Source organism: Leucobacter iarius (genome assembly GCF_039530105.1).
Classification (GTDB): Bacteria; Actinomycetota; Actinomycetes; order Actinomycetales; family Microbacteriaceae; genus Leucobacter; species Leucobacter iarius.
The window spans coordinates 172,895-189,137 of record NZ_BAAAOB010000002.1; the positions used below are offsets into that span (position 1 = coordinate 172,895).

General features: G+C 70.1%; 19 protein-coding genes. 10 read left to right on the forward strand and 9 right to left on the reverse strand.

Translation table 11 applies throughout. The annotated features are described in order from the left end of the window. The first annotated feature begins 30 nt into the window (after positions 1–30). Complete coding sequence (gene serB / locus ABD169_RS10085) at positions 31–681, forward strand: phosphoserine phosphatase SerB (RefSeq protein ID WP_344031954.1); 651 nt, start codon at positions 31–33, stop codon at positions 679–681. 91 nt (positions 682–772) lie between these two features. On the opposite strand, the gene ABD169_RS10090 is transcribed toward serB, so the two are convergent. Together ABD169_RS10090 and fabG are read right to left on the reverse strand one after the other, a co-directional pair. Continuing rightward, on the reverse strand, positions 773–1,582 hold the full coding sequence (locus tag ABD169_RS10090) for an isocitrate lyase/PEP mutase family protein (RefSeq protein ID WP_344031956.1): 810 nt from the start codon (positions 1,580–1,582) through the stop codon (positions 773–775). A 76-nt stretch (positions 1,583–1,658) separates the two neighbouring features. Then, positions 1,659–2,372 (reverse strand): 3-oxoacyl-ACP reductase FabG, encoded by a 714-nt coding sequence (gene fabG / locus ABD169_RS10095; RefSeq protein ID WP_344031958.1) that lies wholly within the window; start codon positions 2,370–2,372, stop codon positions 1,659–1,661. 105 nt (positions 2,373–2,477) lie between these two features. Here fabG and ABD169_RS10100 point away from each other — a divergent pair, with 105 nt between their 5' ends. From ABD169_RS10100 to ABD169_RS10115, 4 genes are read left to right on the forward strand one after another with little or no spacing between them, the layout of a single operon-like run. Next, a complete protein-coding gene (locus ABD169_RS10100) occupies positions 2,478–2,885 on the forward strand; it encodes a DUF3099 domain-containing protein (protein WP_046456764.1) in 408 nt (135 codons plus the stop codon). Positions 2,886–2,923: 38 nt separating this feature from the next. Next, positions 2,924–3,139: a hypothetical protein gene (locus ABD169_RS10105; protein WP_046456667.1), complete on the forward strand. Its 216-nt coding sequence runs from the start codon at positions 2,924–2,926 to the stop codon at positions 3,137–3,139. Next, on the forward strand, positions 3,136–3,984 hold the full coding sequence (locus tag ABD169_RS10110; protein ID WP_344031962.1) for an SURF1 family cytochrome oxidase biogenesis protein: 849 nt from the start codon (positions 3,136–3,138) through the stop codon (positions 3,982–3,984). Before ABD169_RS10105 ends, ABD169_RS10110 begins: the two co-directional genes overlap by 4 nt. Continuing rightward, a complete protein-coding gene (locus ABD169_RS10115; RefSeq protein ID WP_344031964.1) occupies positions 3,977–4,855 on the forward strand; it encodes a cutinase family protein in 879 nt (292 codons plus the stop codon). The genes ABD169_RS10110 and ABD169_RS10115 overlap by 8 nt, the downstream gene beginning before the upstream one ends. On the opposite strand, the gene ABD169_RS10120 is transcribed toward ABD169_RS10115, so the two are convergent. From ABD169_RS10120 to sufB, 7 genes are all read right to left on the reverse strand, one after another. Next, a complete protein-coding gene (locus ABD169_RS10120) occupies positions 4,852–5,607 on the reverse strand; it encodes a hypothetical protein (RefSeq protein ID WP_344031965.1) in 756 nt (251 codons plus the stop codon). The two genes, ABD169_RS10115 and ABD169_RS10120, sit on opposite strands and share 4 nt — an antisense overlap. Positions 5,608–5,627: 20 nt before the next feature. Then, on the reverse strand, positions 5,628–7,226 hold the full coding sequence (locus ABD169_RS10125) for an ABC-F family ATP-binding cassette domain-containing protein (RefSeq protein WP_046456670.1): 1,599 nt from the start codon (positions 7,224–7,226) through the stop codon (positions 5,628–5,630). A gap of 87 nt (positions 7,227–7,313) precedes the next feature. Beyond that, positions 7,314–7,658, reverse strand: a complete 345-nt coding sequence (locus ABD169_RS10130) for a metal-sulfur cluster assembly factor (RefSeq protein ID WP_046456671.1) — start codon at positions 7,656–7,658, stop codon at positions 7,314–7,316. Positions 7,659–7,667: 9 nt separating this feature from the next. Next, entirely contained in the window at positions 7,668–8,429 is a 762-nt protein-coding gene (sufC, locus tag ABD169_RS10135; protein WP_046456672.1) for a Fe-S cluster assembly ATPase SufC, read from the reverse strand. Between the two features lie 3 nt (positions 8,430–8,432). Next, on the reverse strand, positions 8,433–8,759 hold the full coding sequence (locus ABD169_RS10140; RefSeq protein ID WP_046456673.1) for a non-heme iron oxygenase ferredoxin subunit: 327 nt from the start codon (positions 8,757–8,759) through the stop codon (positions 8,433–8,435). Further along, positions 8,756–9,946, reverse strand: a complete 1,191-nt coding sequence (gene sufD, locus ABD169_RS10145; RefSeq protein WP_344031968.1) for a Fe-S cluster assembly protein SufD — start codon at positions 9,944–9,946, stop codon at positions 8,756–8,758. Before sufD ends, ABD169_RS10140 begins: the two co-directional genes overlap by 4 nt. After that, positions 9,946–11,364, reverse strand: coding sequence for a Fe-S cluster assembly protein SufB (gene sufB, locus ABD169_RS10150; protein ID WP_046456766.1), 1,419 nt, complete (start codon positions 11,362–11,364; stop codon positions 9,946–9,948). The genes sufD and sufB overlap by 1 nt, the downstream gene beginning before the upstream one ends. Before the next feature lie 281 nt (positions 11,365–11,645). Between sufB and ABD169_RS10155 the strand changes: the two genes are divergently transcribed. The 5 genes from ABD169_RS10155 (at position 11,646) to ABD169_RS10175 (ending at position 16,230) form a co-directional block, all read left to right on the forward strand. Beyond that, positions 11,646–12,578, forward strand: coding sequence for a COX15/CtaA family protein (locus ABD169_RS10155; RefSeq protein WP_344031970.1), 933 nt, complete (start codon positions 11,646–11,648; stop codon positions 12,576–12,578). A 2-nt stretch (positions 12,579–12,580) separates the two neighbouring features. Continuing rightward, a complete protein-coding gene (locus tag ABD169_RS10160) occupies positions 12,581–13,093 on the forward strand; it encodes a hypothetical protein (RefSeq protein ID WP_344031973.1) in 513 nt (170 codons plus the stop codon). Between the two features lie 70 nt (positions 13,094–13,163). After that, positions 13,164–14,276 carry a type III polyketide synthase gene (locus ABD169_RS10165; protein ID WP_344031975.1) on the forward strand — a complete coding sequence of 371 codons (1,113 nt, stop codon included), beginning with the start codon at positions 13,164–13,166 and terminating at the stop codon, positions 14,274–14,276. After that, complete coding sequence (locus tag ABD169_RS10170; protein WP_344031977.1) at positions 14,273–14,992, forward strand: methyltransferase domain-containing protein; 720 nt, start codon at positions 14,273–14,275, stop codon at positions 14,990–14,992. Before ABD169_RS10165 ends, ABD169_RS10170 begins: the two co-directional genes overlap by 4 nt. Further along, positions 14,989–16,230 (forward strand): FAD-dependent oxidoreductase, encoded by a 1,242-nt coding sequence (locus ABD169_RS10175; protein ID WP_344031979.1) that lies wholly within the window; start codon positions 14,989–14,991, stop codon positions 16,228–16,230. The genes ABD169_RS10170 and ABD169_RS10175 overlap by 4 nt, the downstream gene beginning before the upstream one ends. Positions 16,231–16,243: the final 13 nt, after the last annotated feature.

Consider the following 16,243-nt stretch of genomic DNA (forward strand, 5'->3'; position numbering starts at 1 on the left):
TAGCCCCGCCCGCGTGCCAGACTGGTGCGCATGACCGCCGATTCTCGTGTTCGCCCGCTCGTCGTGCTCGACTGCGACTCCACCACCATCCAGGACGAGGTGATCGAGCTGCTCGCCGAGGTCGCCGGCACGCGCGAACTCGTGGCCGAGGTGACGGAGCGCGCCATGCGCGGCGAGCTCGACTTCGCCGAGAGCCTGCGCGAGCGGGTGGCGACGCTCGCGGGCACCCCGGAGTCGGTGTTCGCCGACGCGTACGCCCGGGTGCGTCCGAGCCGCGGCATCCACGAGCTCGTCGCCGAGGTGCACGCGCGCGGCGGCGTGGTCGGCGTGGTCTCGGGCGGCTTCCACGAGGTGCTCGATCCCCTCGCCGCCGACCTGCGCCTCGACCGCTGGCGCGCCAATCGGCTCGAGGTCGCGGACGGTGTGCTCACCGGACGCGTCACCGGCCCGATCATCGATGCCGCGGCCAAGGCCGAGGCGCTGCGCGAGTGGGCCGATGAGGCGGAGATCCCGCTCTCGGCCACCGTCGCCATCGGCGACGGTGCCAACGATCTCGAGATGATGGCCGTCGCGGCGGTCTCCGTCGGGTTCAACGCCAAGCCCGTGGTGCGCGAGCGCGCCAATGTGACCATCGAGGACGACCTCTCGCTGACGATCCCGCTGCTCGACCGGCTCTCCTGAGCAGCTGATCGGCTGAGCAGCCGACCGCCTGGACGGACGAGGGGCCGCCGCCGATCCGATCGGCGGCGGCCCCTCGCGCTCGCCCGGACGCTCAGAAGTTGTTGAGCTGCTCCACGCCCGCCGGCAGCACGCCGTCGGCGAGCAGGTCCGCTCCGAGCGCTTTCAGCGCGCCCAGCGCGACGTTCTGCGGCATCGGACCGTACGAGATGCGGGCGACGCCGAGCGCTTCGTACTCCGCGGCGCGGAGCGCGCCGGGCAGGCCGATGACGCTGACCCGCTGCTCGCCGATGCCCGCGACCAGCTGCGCGGTCTCCTCGGCGTTCAGGATCGCCGGGACGAACACGGCGGTGGCGCCGGCATCCAGGTAGGCGCGGCCGCGCTCGATCGCATCGGCGATGCTCTCGCTCCGGGGGCGGTCGCCGCCGCGGATCAGAGCGTCGGTGCGCGCGTTCAGCGCGAACGGCACGCCCTCGCGTTCGCCGGCCTCGACCGCCGCGCGCATGAGCGCGACCGATTCGTCGAACGGCCGCAGCCGATCCTCGACGTTCGCGCCGGAGGCTCCGGCGCCGATCGCGCGCCGCACCGTCTCCCCCGCGTCCGCGAAGCCGCCGTCGAGGTCGGCGGTCACCGGCAGGTCGACGGCGCGCACGATTCGCTCGATCGCCGCGATCATCAGGTCGAGCGGGATCTGCTCCCCGTCACCGTACCCGTGGCTCGCGGCGATGGCGTGCCCGGCGGTGGCGATCGCCGCGGTGCCAGGCAGCTCGGCGACGACGCGCGCGCTGACCGCGTCCCAGACGTTCACCACCCGCAGGATCTCGGGGGCCCGGTAGGCCTGCGTCAGCTGCGCCGCGTCCGCGGCGACTCGGTCGAGGGAACGGGGACTCGTCTCTGCGTTCATGGGGCCAATCTAGACCCCGGTCGACCGGCCGGGCCAGGGGCTCGGCGCCCCTTCCCGGCCAGTCGTCAGGATGGGGTCAGTGACCCATGCCCATGCCGCCGTCGACGGGGATCACGGCACCCGAGATGTAGGCCGCGTCATCGCCCGCGAGGAACGAGGCGGCGCCCGCGATCTCGGAGACCTGGCCGAATCGGCCGGCGGGAATGGACGCGCGGTACTGCTGCTGCTGGGCCTCGGGCAGTTCCGCCGTCATGTCGGTCTCGATGAAGCCCGGGGCGATGACGTTCGCGGTGATGTTGCGCGCGCCGAGCTCGCGGGTGAGCGAACGGGCGAAGCCGACGAGCGCGGCCTTCGAGGAGGAGTAGTTGATCTGCCCGGGCGAGCCGTAGAGCCCGACCACGCTCGAGATGAGGATGACGCGACCGAAGCGACCCTTGAGCAGTCCCTTGGCTGCGCGCTTGACCACGCGGAAGGTGCCGGTCAGGTTCGTGTCGATGACGCTCGTGAACTCCTCCTCCGTCATGCGGAGCAGCAGGGTGTCCTTGGTGATCCCGGCGTTCGCGACGACGACCTCGACCGCACCCAGCTCGGCCTCGATCTCGGAGAACGCGGCGTCGATCGACGCCGCGTCGCCCACGTCCGCGCTCACGGTGAGCGCGCCCTCGGGACCGCCCTCGCCGGAACGGGAGGTCACGGCCACGCGATGCCCGTCGGCGATCATGCGCTCCGCGATGGCGAAGCCGATGCCGCGGTTTCCGCCGGTCACGAGCACAGTACGAGGAGTGGTCATCGAGGATCCTTCCGTGGGAGTGGGTTCCCAGCCTAGAGGATCGCGGTTCACGGTCAGTTTGCACGCGCCCGGAGCGCGTAGGCTTGAGTGGAAGGACAGGTGAAGATGGCCGAGCAGTATCGTGTGACTTCGGTGGGGGCGGCCCCGGCCGAGGACCGTGCGCACCGCATGCGCGCGTACTTCATCATGATGACGATCAGGATCGCCTGCGTCGCCTCGCTCTTCTTCGTGCATGGCTGGTGGGTGCTGCTGTCCGCAGCGGGCGCCATCATCCTCCCGTACTTCGCCGTGCTCATCGCCAACGCCGTCTCGACCACCGACGGCGAGCGTCCCGACGCGCCGAGCCCGCTGCAGCTCGAGAGCGCCGAGCCGCCCGCCGAGACCGACGAGGCGGCGGACGAGGATCCCGCGGAGACGCTGATCGTGATCGACGCGCCGGCGGAACGACGCTCCGCTCGGCCGTCATCCGCTTCGACCACCGACGGCGGCGATCAGACGGGCGCGACCGCGTGAGCATCGGACTCCCCCTCGCGTTCGGCGAGGAACCCGCCATGCGTTTCACCTGCTCGCGCGCCGGCTGCGCCGACGCCGCGACGAGCGCGATCCGCTGGCGCAACCCCAAGATCCATTCCGAAGACCGCCGCAAGACCTGGCTGGCCTGCGATGCGCACCTGGAGGTGCTGCGCGACTTCCTCGCCGCGCGCGACTTCCCGCTCGCGGTCGTGCCGGTGAGCGAGCTCGACGATGCGGAGGACCGCGACCGATGACCGCCGAAATCGGGTGGAGCTTCCTCCGCAGCCGCCGCTGGCTGGGCTACTTCGCGCTGTTCGTGATCTTCGCCGTCGCCTGCGTGCTGCTCGGCAACTGGCAGTTCGAGCGACGGGCCGAGGCCCGTGCCGAGATCAACCGGCTCGACGCGAACTACGCCGCCACCGCGGTTCCGATCGACGAGATCGTCACCGATCCCGCGAAGTTCGACGAGGACCGCATGAAGTGGCACCCGGTCGAGCTGCGCGGCGAGTACATCGGCGAGACCTACCTCGCGCGCAACCGCCCGGGCGAGGGTCGCGTCGGTTCCGACCTGATCCAGGCGTTCAAGCTCGACGACGGCCGCGTCTTCTTCATCGACCGGGGCTGGGTGCCGGTCGACGGCAACCAGGCCGTTCCGAAGGACCTGCCGCGCGGACCCGAGGGCGAGATCGAGGTGCAGGCGCGGCTCCGCGCGAGCGAGCCCTCGATCGCCGGCCGCAGCAGCACGGGCCACACCGTCGCGAGCATCGACGTGCCCGAGCTGGTCGAGCTCGCGGGAGTGACCGGGGAGGTCTACTCCGCGTCCTACGGCCAGCTCATCTCGGAGAACCCGAGCGCGAAGACCGGAACCCTTCCGCCGAAGCCCGAGCGCGACGAGGGCCCGCACCTCTCCTACGCGCTCCAGTGGTACGTCTTCATCCTGATCGCCCTGATCGGCGTCGGCTACGCCGCGCGGCAGGAGTACCGCACGCTGAACGCCGACGGCGAGACCGTGCGCCGCCAGGACGAACGCAGTGCACGACGCAAGCAGCGACGCGGTCCCAGCGACGCCGATGAGGAAGACGCGATGCTCGATGCGTGACCGCGCGATGGATTCGACCGTGCGCGGCCGCCGGGTGCGGCCTGTCCGCAGCCGCCGCGCGGCGCTCGCCGCGGTACTGGGACTGGCCGTGCTGCTGCCGCCGGCGCTCTCGGCCTGCGCGCCCGAGCCCGACGCGCAGGCGACCCGGAGTTCGCTGTCGAAGGTGACGGAGCCCGCCGCTCCCCCGAAGGCCGCCGAGAAGTTCGACGCGAAGAAGCACCCGGAGCCCGTCGCCCAGCCCGAGTACTGCACCGCGTACCTCGTGATCACCGCGCGCGGCACCGGCGAGCCCGTGGGCAACCAGCTCGTCACCCCGGTCGCTCGTCGCATCGCCGAGGCGCGCCCCGGCGAGATGCTCACGGTCGACCTGTTCTACCCGGCGGACACCGACATCAACGAGGGCGGCACCGAGGGCGTGCGCCGGCTGATCGATCAGCTCAACGTGCAGGCGGAGCACTGCCCCGATCAGCGGACGATCCTGCTCGGGTATTCGCAGGGCGCCTTCGTCATCGGGGACGCGCTCGCGGATCCGAAGGACCGGCTGATCGGCGAGACGGTCGGCGAGCTCGATGCGGCCGCGAAGGATCGGATCCTCGCGGTGGTCCTCTACGGGGATCCCCGCTTCGCGGGCGGCGAGCCCTACGACGTCGGCACCTTCACCGAGAAGGTCGGCGGGATCCTCCCCCGTCGTGCCGGCGTGCTCGCGCCGTTCGCAGACCGCATCCGCGACTACTGCGTCAAGAACGACTTCGTCTGCCAGGCCAGCGATTCGTTGGACGAGAAGGGCCACGTGTCCTACTACCGCAACGGCATGCAGGCGGAGGGTGCCGCATTCGTCATCGGGCGGCTCGGCCCGCGCGAACGGCGCTAGCGGGTCCGGGGTGCGGAAACCGGGGGTTTCCGTCGGGTCTGCACCCGAACGAAGCCCGCGCTCAGGAGGAACAGGGCGAGAACGACGAGCGGGAATCCCAGCCCGAAGGCGAGATCGAGCCCGGCTGAGGACCAGCGCGAGAGGGCGAGCGCCGTCGGCATCCCTCCGATGATCGCGGTTCCGAGGCCGGCCCCGAGGGCGGCCACCGACCGGATCCGTTCCGACCCTCCCGCGCCGACCGGGATGAGCGGGATGAGCGGGAGCAGGGCGAACGTTCCGATCCCGCCGACCAGGCCGGCTCCGACCGCCGCGAGGAAGAACGGCGCGAAGGCGCCGACGTGGTTCCCGTATGCGGTACTCGGCTGCAGGAGCTGCTCGACGAGCAGCGGGCCGCAGGAGATGGCGAGTACGCCGCCACCGGACCAGAGGCCCGTGCGGATCGCGAGCGGCTGCTCCGCGCTCCCCGCCGCCGTATCGCCTCGACCGACGCGACGCGCAGGTGAGCCGAGCCAGCAGATCAGCCCGATGAGAATACCCAGCAGCAGCGAACCGAGCAGCGCCGGGAACCAGACGAGGCCGAAGCCCCACCCGATCCCCCAGCGATCCTCAGGCACTGCGTAGAAGGAGTACACGAGGAAGACCGTGGCCGCGCCGACGCCGACCAGGGCCGTCCAGTAGACCGCGACGCCGATGGTACTCCGCGCCGTCGCGGCGACCGGGGCCGCTCGCGATGCTTCCTGCGTACTTTCCACACCGCGAGCCTAGTATGCCCCTACGCCAGCTCGATGAGCTCCAGGTACTCCTTCGACCAGTGGTCCTCGGTCGCGTCGGGCATGATCAGCACGCGCTCGGGGTTGAGCGCCTCGACGGCGCCCGGATCGTGCGAGACCAGCACGACCGCGCCCGAGAAGTGCGCGAGCGCATCGAGCACTTCCTCTCGGCTGGCCGGGTCGAGGTTGTTGGTGGGCTCGTCGAGCAGCAGCACGTTCGCGCTGGACACCACGAGCATCGCGAGCGCGAGTCGGGTCTTCTCACCGCCGGACAGCACGCCGGCGGGCTTGTGCACGTCGTCGCCGGTGAACAGGAACGAGCCGAGCACGCGTCGCGCCTCGGTCTCGGTGAGGTGCTGCGACACGGAGATCATGTTCTGCAGCACGCTCGCCTTGACGTCGAGCGTCTCGTGCTCCTGCGCGTAGTAGCCGACCTTCAGGCCGTGCCCCGCGACGAGTTCGCCCGTGTCGGGCTCGTCGACGCCCGCGAGCAGGCGCAGCAGCGTGGTCTTGCCCGCGCCGTTGAGTCCCAGCACGACGACCTTCGAACCGCGGTCGATCGCGAGGTCGACGCCGGCGAAGATCTCGAGCGAGCCGTAGGACTTCGACAGCCCCTCGGCCATGAGCGGGGTCTTGCCGCAGGGCGCGGGATCCGGGAACCGGAGCTTCGCGACGCGCTCGACCTGGCGGACCTCATCGAGGCCCGAGAGCATCCGCTCGGCGCGCGCGACCATCTGGTGCGCGGCCGCGGCCTTCGACGCCTTCGCGCCGAACTTCGCCGCCTGATCTTTCAGCGCGGTGGCCTTCTTCTCGACGTTGGCGCGCTCCTTGCGGCGGCGCTCCTCGTCGGCGGCGCGCTGGCGCAGGTAGAGCTTCCAGTTCATGTTGTAGATGTCGATGACCTGGCGGTTCGCGTCGAGGTAGAAGACACGGTTCACTGTCTCGCCCACGAGGTCGATGTCGTGCGAGATGACGATGACACCGGCCTTCGAGTTCTTGAGGAACTCGCGCAGCCACACGATCGAATCGGCGTCGAGGTGGTTCGTCGGCTCGTCGAGGATCATCGTGTCCGCGTCCGAGAAGAGGATGCGCGCGAGCTCGATACGGCGGCGCTGACCGCCCGACAGCGTCTTGAGCTGCTGGTCGAGGATCCGGTCGGGCAGACCGAGGTTGTGCGAGATCGAGGCGGCCTCGGACTCGGCGGCGTACCCGCCGAGCGCCTGGAAGCGGTCGGTCAGGTTGCCGAAGCGCTTCATCGCCTTCTCGGCGACGGCCGGATCGTCGGAAGCCATGTCCTCGGTGGCCTTCTCGATGTTCTGCTGCAGCGTGCCGAGCCCGCGGGCGTCGAGGATCCGGTGCCGTGCGATCTGCTCGGGATCGCCGGTGCGGGGGTCCTGCGGCAGGAAGCCGAGCTCCCCCGAGATGGTGATCTTGCCCTCGGCGGGCTGCAGCTCACCCGACAGGGTGCGGGTGAGCGTCGTCTTGCCGGCGCCGTTGCGTCCGACCAGGCCGATCTTGTCGCCCGGGTTCACCCGGAACGTCACTCCCGACATGAGGCGTCGGGCGCCGACGTCGATCGCGAGATCCTCGACGGTGATCATGCTGTTCTCTCCTGAACTGGAATCTGCGTGCGGAGGCCCGGGACGAGTCTCCTCGTCCCGGGCCTCCGCACTGAGCCGGCTCGCGAATCAGATCGCGAAGCCCAAAGCTCTCATCATATCTCGACCGTCGTCGGTGATCCGCTCCGGCGTCCACGGCGGCATCCACACCCAGTTGATGCGGAAGGCCGTGACGAGGCCGTCGAGCGCTTCGGCGATGTCGTTCTCGATCACGTCGGTCAGCGGGCAACCGGCGCTCGTCAGCGTCATGCTGATGACCAGCGCGTCGTGCTCGTCGTCGAAGGCCAGGTCGTAGATCAGGCCCAGGTCGACGATGTTGACGCCGAGCTCGGGGTCCGAGACGTCCTTCAGCGCTTCGAGCGCCTGCTCACGGAACTCCGGGTCGATCGACGTGGTGGTGGCGGTATCGCTCATGCTCGCAGCTTACGCCTCGACGGTGAGGAAGCGGTCGTAGCCCTCTTCCTCGAGACGGTTCGCGAGCTCCGGGCCGCCCTGCTCGGCGACGCGGCCGTCGACGAAGACGTGCACGAAGTCGGGCTTGATGTAGCGCAGGATGCGGGTGTAGTGCGTGATGAGCAGCACGCCGAGGCCGGTGTTCTCCTTGGCGCGGTTGACGCCCTCGGAGACGATCTTCAGCGCGTCGACGTCGAGACCGGAGTCGGTCTCGTCGAGCACGGCGAACTTCGGCTTGAGCAGCTCGAGCTGGAGGATCTCGTTGCGCTTCTTCTCGCCGCCCGAGAAGCCCTCGTTGACGTTGCGCTCGGCGAACGAGGAGTCCATGCGGAGGTCCTTCATCGCGGCCTTGACGTCCTTCATCCAGGTGCGGATGGCGGGCGCCTCGCCGTCGATGGCGGTCTTCGCGGTGCGGAGGAAGTTGGCGTTGGTGACGCCCGGGATCTCGACGGGGTACTGCATGGCGAGGAACAGGCCCGCCTGCGCGCGCTCGTCGACGCTCATCTCGAGCACCTCTTCGCCGTCGAGCAGGATCGAGCCGCTCGTGACCTCGTAGCGGGGGTGGCCCGCGATCGCGTAGGCGAGGGTGGACTTGCCCGAGCCGTTGGGGCCCATGATGGCGTGGGTCTCGCCCTGGCGGATGGTCAGGTCGACGCCCTTCAGGATCTGCTTCGCGCCCTGGTCGGTCTCGACGCTGACGTGGAGGTCCTTGATCTCAAGAATGGAGGCCATGGTTCAAATCTCTTTCGTAACAGTGGGATCGATGTACACGTCACCGTCTTCGATTTCGACGACGAAGACGGGAACCGGCTCGTAGGCCGGGAGGTTCTGCGGGGCGCCGGTGCGGAGCGAGAAGGCCGAGCCGTGAGCCCAGCATTCGAGCGTGTCGTCCTCGACGAACCCCTCGGAGAGGCTGATCTGGCCGTGGGTGCAGGTATCGCCGATGGCGTGCACCTCACCCTGACCGTCGAGCACGACCGCCATCGGCACGCCGTCGATCTCGACGCGGACTGCTTGGTCCTGCGTGAGATCGGCGAGCGCCAGGGCCTTCTGTCGGGTCACGAGCGCACGCTCGCGGCGAGCTCCGCTTCGACGGCTTCGTGGAGGCGCTCCTCGGTCGCCGCATCGCCGATCTGAGCGATCACCTCGAACAGGAACCCGCGGACGACGAGCTTGCGCGCCTCCTCGGCCGAGATGCCCCGGCTCTGGAGGTAGAAGATGTGCTCGTCGTCGAAGCGGCCCGTCGCGGAGGCGTGGCCCGCACCCTCGATGTTGCCGGTCTCGATCTCGAGGTTCGGGATCGAGTCCGCGCGCGTGCCCTCGGTGAGCACGAGGTTGCGGTTCTGCTCGTAGCTGTCGGTGCCGTCGGCGTTCTGCCGGATGAGCACGTCGCCGATCCACACGGTGTGCGCGCCCTCGCCCTGCAGCGCACCCTTGTAGGTGACGCGGCTGCGGGTGTGGGGAGCGTCGTGATCCATGTAGACCTGGTGCTCGAGGTGCTGGCCCGCATCGGCGAAGTAGGCGCCGAGCGCCTCGCCGTTGGCGCCCTCGTGGTCGAGGTGGATCGACGGGTTGAGGCGCACCACGGAGCCGCCGAGCGACACCACGATGTGGGTGAGCGACGCATCGCGGCCCACGGTGGCGTAGTGGCTGGCGAGGTGGATCGCCTCGTCGTCCCACTGCTGGACGCTGACCACGGTCAGCTTCGCGCCGTCGCCGACGACGATCTCGACGTTCTCGGTGAGGTTCGCGTCGCCCGCGTTCTCGAGGATCACGAGGCCCTGCGACTGCGGGGCGGCCTCGATCACGGTGTGCGCGGCGCGCTCCGCGTGATCGAGCGCGTCGCGGCGGACGATCGCGGTGACCGTCTCGTCGCCCGAGATGGTCACGAGGTGCGCCTCGTCGAACGCGGTCCAGGCGTTCGCCGCACCGCGCTCCTCGGGGGTGCCCGCGCGGCCGATGCGCGCGTCGTCGCGGGCGATCCACTCGCTCGAGACGCCGGCGACCTCGGTCACGGACACCGGGAGGCGCGAACCGTCGAGCGCACCGTCGAGCAGGCCCTGGAACTTCGCGATGGGTGCGAACTTCCAGGTCGCCTCGCGGCCGGTGACCTGCGGGAAATCGGCGACATCGGTCGAGGTGAACCGATCGGAGCGGGTCTGCACCGGGATCTTGCGGTCCCAGCCGCCGTCCGAGTGCGCCACTGCGCCGTGCTGAGCGGGGTCCATCGTTGCTGCAGCGTTCGTCATTATCCGACGGATCCTTCCATGCCCATCTCGATGAGCTTGTTCAGTTCGAGCGCATACTCCATGGGCAGCTCTCGGGCGATCGGCTCGATGAAGCCGCGGACGATCATGGCCATGGCCTCCTCTTCGGCGAGGCCGCGGCTCATGAGGTAGAACAGCTGCTCCTCGCTCACGCGGGAGACGGTCGCCTCGTGGCCGAGCTCGGCATCGTCCGTGCGGATGTCGATGGCCGGGTAGGTGTCGCTGCGCGAGATCGTGTCGACGAGCAGCGCGTCGCAGACGACCGAGTTGGCGGCGTGGTGGGCGCTCGCCTCGACGCGGACCTCGCCGCGGTAGCCGGTGCGGCCGCCGCCGCGCGCGATCGACTTCGCGAGGATCGACGACTTGGTGTGGGGTGCGAGGTGGATCATCTTCGCGCCCGTGTCCTGGTGCTGGCCGGGGCCGGCGAAGGCGACCGAGAGGGTCTCGCCCTTCGCGTGCTCGCCGGTCAGGTAGATCGACGGGTACTTCATGGTGACCTTGGAGCCGATGTTGCCGTCGACCCACTCCATGGTCGCGCCCGCCTCGGCGACGGCGCGCTTGGTGACCAGGTTGTAGACGTTGTTCGACCAGTTCTGGATCGTCGTGTAGCGCACGCGGGCGTTCTTCTTCACGATGATCTCGACGACGGCCGAGTGCAGCGAATCGCTCTTGTAGATGGGAGCGGTGCAGCCCTCGATGTAGTGGACGTAGCTGTCCTCGTCGGCGATGATGAGCGTGCGCTCGAACTGGCCCATGTTCTCCGTGTTGATGCGGAAGTAGGCCTGCAGTGGGATCTCGACGTGCACGCCCTTGGGGACGTAGACGAAGGAGCCGCCCGACCAGACGGCCGTGTTCAGCGCGGCGAACTTGTTGTCGCCCGACGGGATGACGGTGCCGAAGTACTCCTCGAAGATCTCGGGGTGCTCGCGCAGCGCGGTATCGGTGTCGAGGAAGATGACGCCCTGCTCTTCCAGATCTTCGCGGATCTGGTGGTAGACGACCTCGGACTCGTACTGGGCGGCGACGCCCGCGACGAGGCGCTGGCGCTCGGCCTCGGGGATGCCGAGGCGCTCGTAGGTCTCCTTGATCTCCTCGGGAAGCTCTTCCCAGGAGGTCGCCTGCTTCTCGGTGGAGCGCACGAAGTACTTGATGTTGTCGAAGTCGATCTCGGAGAGGTCGGCGCCCCAGCCCGGCATCGGCTTCCGGTCGAAGATCTGCAGGGCCTTCAGGCGTCGCTGCAGCATCCATTCGGGCTCGTTCTTGAGCGCCGAGATATTCCGCACGACGGCTTCGCTGAGGCCGCGCTGCGCCGCAGCGCCGGCTTCATCGGCGTCGTGCCAGCCGAACTCGTATACGCCCAAGCCCTCGAGCTCGGGCCGGTCAATCAGCACCTCTGGCATGGCTTCCATCCCTCGATCGTCTCCGCGCGGGAACCCGACGCGAGACCGGAGGGATCCGGCCCTCGGAGCGCGACCGCGCCCTGCGAGTTCCCTGCAGCGGTGCAGTAGTCTGGGCCGTGAGCGGCCGTGACCCCGAGACCGCAGGTGCTGGGCACCGCGCTCCGGGTCGCCGCACGCAACCTCAACTCACCATTCTACAGACTCGCTGTGAAAACGGGAGAGGTGCGCCGCGGTTCGACGAACCCGGTCCGCTCGTTCCCAGCATCGAGAGGAATTCAACCGTGTCGAGCGCGAGCACCGTCTCCCCCGCATCCGATTCGCCCGCTGCGGGTCCGACCTTCCGCGCCTCGCGCTTCCTGCGCATCGCCGCGTGGGTGTCCTTCGTGCTGAACGCGACGATCATCGCGACCGGCGGTGCGGTCCGTCTCACCGGCTCCGGCCTCGGTTGCCCGACCTGGCCGCTCTGCACCGCCGGGTCGCTGGTGCCCACCGACGAGCTGAGCTACCACTCGCTCATCGAGTTCGGCAACCGCACCATCTCGGGCCCGCTGCTCGTCTTCGCGATCCTCGTCGCGATCCTCAGCTGGCGCATCCGCGCGGTGCGCCGCGACCTCTTCACGATGTCCCTCGTGGTGCTCACGCTGGTCCTGCTGCAGGCCCTCGTCGGCGGCGTCATCGTCTGGCTGCACCTGAACGCGAACCTCGTCAGCTTCCACTACATCGTCTCGCTCGTGCTCGTCTGCCTCACCGCCGCGTACATCGCGCGCATGTACGAGGCGCCCGGTGCTCGCGAGCGCGCCGTGCCGAAGCCCTTCGCAATCCTCACGCACATCACCACCTTCGTCATGGCGATCCTCGTGGTCGTCGGCGTGCTCACCACCGGTGCCGGCCCGCACTCGGGCGACGCCGACATCCAGCGCCACGGACTCGACGCCTCGATCCTCGCGCACGTCCACGCGTGGCCCGGCTACATCTCGTTCGCCCTCGTGGCCGTGCTCTTCGGCTGGGCGATCACCCGCGAGCTCCGTCCCCGCCGCTGGACCGCCGCGCTGCTCGGCCTCCTCATCGTGCAGATCATCGTCGGCGTCTACCAGTCGCGCTCGGGCCTCCCCCCGCTGGCCGTCGGCGTGCACATGGTGCTCGCCTCGCTCACGGCGGCGACCATGACCATCGTCGTGCTGCGGCTGAAGCGGCCGGTGGCCGCCCAGGGCTGAGCATGTCCCTCTCGACGGACTCCCGGTTCCGGGTCCTGGTCATCATCGCCGGCGCGCTGGCAGTCTCCGGCTATGCGATTCTCGGCGCCGCCTCGATGAACGACTGGGAGATGACCGCGGCGAGTCATCTGCCCCTCGACCAGACCGTCGCCCACATGCGTGCGGCCGAGCAACCGGTGAGCGCGATCCCAGGGCTGTTGTTCGCGGCGACCGGAATATCACTGGCGGTGGCCTGGGCCAGTCTGCTGCTGGCGAAGCGCCTCTCCATCTTCGCCAGCATCGTCGGCTGGGCTGCGATCATCGCTTTTGGAGCGCCCGCCTACTTCTGGTTCTCATTCGGCAACATGATGTCGGTCGGTGACACCTTCCCGGACTGGGATTCGGAGGCCGCGATCGCGATCGCGGATCGTTTCTATCTTGCGAGCGGCATCGCCCTCGCAGTCGGGATCGTCGCCGCCTCCGTGCTCGTCGTGCGGGTACTCGTTCGCCGCAGCGCTCCGATTCCGCGAGCCTGAACACCCCACACGAGGAATTCCACAGCTCCGGACACTTCCCATCCGGAGCGATCGGGCGTTTCATGAGTCCATGAGCACTCAGATCCTCGCCATCGGCACCGCAGTCCCCGAATCCCGGCTGCCGCAGCCGAGCACCCGCGACTTCTTCGCGGCGCAACCGGGGGTCGGCCGCCTGACCGCCCGACTGATCGGCGCGGCCTTCGACTCCTCCGCCATCGACAACCGCTACTCCGTGATCGGCGGTTTCGGAGCCGGCGAGAACCTGTTCACCGAGGACGGGGCGACCTTGCGCGCGCCGTCGACCGGGGCCCGCAACGAGCTCTACCGGCGGGAGGCCCCGCTGCTCAGCGCCGCCGCCTCGCGCGAGGCCCTCGAACGCTCCGGCTACGCGGCCGCGGAGGTCACGCACGTCGTCACCGCCTCCTGCACCGGGTTCTTCGCGCCCGGCCCCGACTATCTTCTGGTGCGTCAGCTGGGGATCCCCACGAGCGCCGAGCGCACGCACATCGGGTTCATGGGCTGCGCCGCGGCGTTCCCGGCGCTCCGCGCGGCCGCCCGTATCTGCGCCGCGCAACCCGGATCCGTCGTGCTCGTGGTCTGCACGGAGCTCTGCTCGCTGCACATCCGGTCGTCGAGCGATCCGGAGCAGATCGTCGCGTCCGCCGTGTTCGGCGACGGTGCGGGCGCTGCGATCGTCTCGTCGGCTCCGGCGAGACGAGGCGAATCGCTGGAGGTGGGCGATTTCTCCACGGCGATCACCTCCGAGGGCGAGGCCGACATGGACTGGACGATCGGGGACCGCGGATTCGAGATGCGCCTGACCGCGAACGTGCCCCGGATCATCGGGCGCGAGATCGCCGGCGTCGTCGAGGCGATGATCGGCGCGGACGCCGATCCGCTGACCGAGATCGACGTCTGGGCCGTGCACCCGGGAGGTCGGAGCGTGCTCGACCGCGTGCAGGATGGTGTCGGTCTCGGCGACGGGGCGCTGGCGCACTCCCGCGCCGTCCTGCGCGACTTCGGCAACATGTCGAGCGCGACGATTCTGTTCATCCTGCAGCGGATCCTCGCGGATCCGGAGATCGCCGACGGCGCTCGGATCGCCGGTCTGTGCTTCGGGCCGGGGCTGACCGTCGAGACGGCGCGCTTCGTGCGGCGCACTCGCGCGGATCAGCGGGCATGAAGCCGCCCGGCCCCGGCCTCGCGCAGCGGGACGAGGCGCTGACGGAGCTGATGGACGACCCGGATTGCGATCCCCGCCGCCTGCAACGGACGCTGCGCGGCTTCGGCCTCGTCAACGGCGCCGTGTCGCGCTGGGGCGCGGTCTACCGCACGCTGCTCAGACCGATCCTCGCCGCGTCGGAGGCGCCCGCGCGCGTGCTCGACATCGGCTCGGGCGGCGGCGATGTGCTCCGGCGGTTGGCGCGGCTCGCCCGACGCGACGGCTTCGCGATCGACGGGCTCGGTGTGGATCCCGATCCGCGCGCACTCGACGCGGCGGATCGGGGGCCGCGCACCCCCGGCGTCCGCTTCACGTGCGCGACGAGCTCGGAGATCCGCGGTTCGGGCGATACTTTCGACCTCGTCGTCTCGAACCACGTGCTGCACCACCTCGACGAGGCATCCTTCGACGCGCTGATCGACGACTCGAGCGCGCTCGCCGAGCGTGCCTGCGTCCACTCGGACATCGCCCGCGGGCGGCTCGCCTACGCGGCGTTCTCGGTCGCGGCGCTCCCCGTCGCCCCCGGCACGTTCCTCCGGGTCGACGGACTGCGGAGCATCCGAAGAAGTTACACCCCCGCCGAGCTCACCGCGCGGCTCCCCGCCGAGTGGTGGGTGGAGACCGTCGGCCGGTTCCGCCTGCTCGCGGTGCGCCGCTTCTCCGAGGCGCCCCGATGACCGCCCGCGTCGATCACGAGGCGATCGTCGTCGGCGCGGGCCCGAGCGGGCGTTTCCTGGCCTCGGAGCTCGCCCGGCAGGGCATCGACGTGCTACTGGTCGAGCGCCGGAGCGCACCCGCGGAGGCCGGCGTGAAACCGCCTCCGGGGGGCCGCGCGATCGGTCTGCACCCGCCCGCGCTCGCCGCGCTCGAGCCGTCCGGCGCCACCGAGCTCCTGCTGGCGCTCGCCGCGCGGGTCGAACGGGGTCTCGCCTACGACGGACCCCGCCGGCTCGCGGTCCTCGACTTCGCGAGGCCCGGACGGCGATTCCCCTTCGCGGTCTCGGTCCCCCAGTCCGCGACCGAGCACGCCGTGTCGCTCGATGCTCCGGAGCCGAGCTTCGACGCGGAGGTGCGATCGGTCGCGCCGTACCCCGACCGGGTCGTCCTGGAGATCGTACGGAACGAGCAGGAGCAGGAACTCACCGCGCGCGCCGTCGTGCTCGCGACCGGCGCCCCCGGTCGGGTGCTCGCGCTGCCGTACGCGCGCCTCGCCACCCGCGAGTACCCCGACCGCTTCCTGATGTCAGACTCCGCGGAAGCGTTCGATCGGCGCGGCGACGACCGCACGGCCGTCATCGCGCTCGATCCTCGCGGGGTGCTCGAATCCTTCCCGCTGGCAGGAGGCGGTCGACGATTCGTGGCCGGATTCGGAGCAGGACCCGATGACGTGGGCGGTGCCGGGCTCGAGGACTCGGGGAACGGGCGACCCGGGCACGCCGACCGTGCCTCGGAGCGGTTGCGGCGGGCCGTCGCGGAGCGTTCGGGCGACGCCGCGTCGGTTCCAGCGTTCGAGGCGGTCTCCGCGTTCCGGATCCGCCGCGCGCTGCTGGACCGGATGCGACTCGACGCGGGCGGCAGGCTCTTCGCGATCGGCGACGCGGCGCACGAGATCAGCCCGATCGGCGGGCAGGGAATGAACCTCGGTCTGCTCGACGCGGCCGGACTCGCCCCGATCCTGGCCGCGCGTCTGCGCCTGGACGCCGATCAGGATCGTGAGCTGGTCCGGTGGGAGCGGCAGCGCCTGGCCTCGGCGAGGACCGCGGCCCGCATCGCGGGCCTCAACACCGCGCTGGGCCGCCCGCGCGGCCGCCTCGAGCACACGGCGCTGCGGGCCTCGATCGGGACGACGATGCGGACGCCGCTGAGCCGGACCGCGGCGAAGGCCTACACGATGGGCTTCGATCGCGCCCGTTGATACTCCCGGGCGT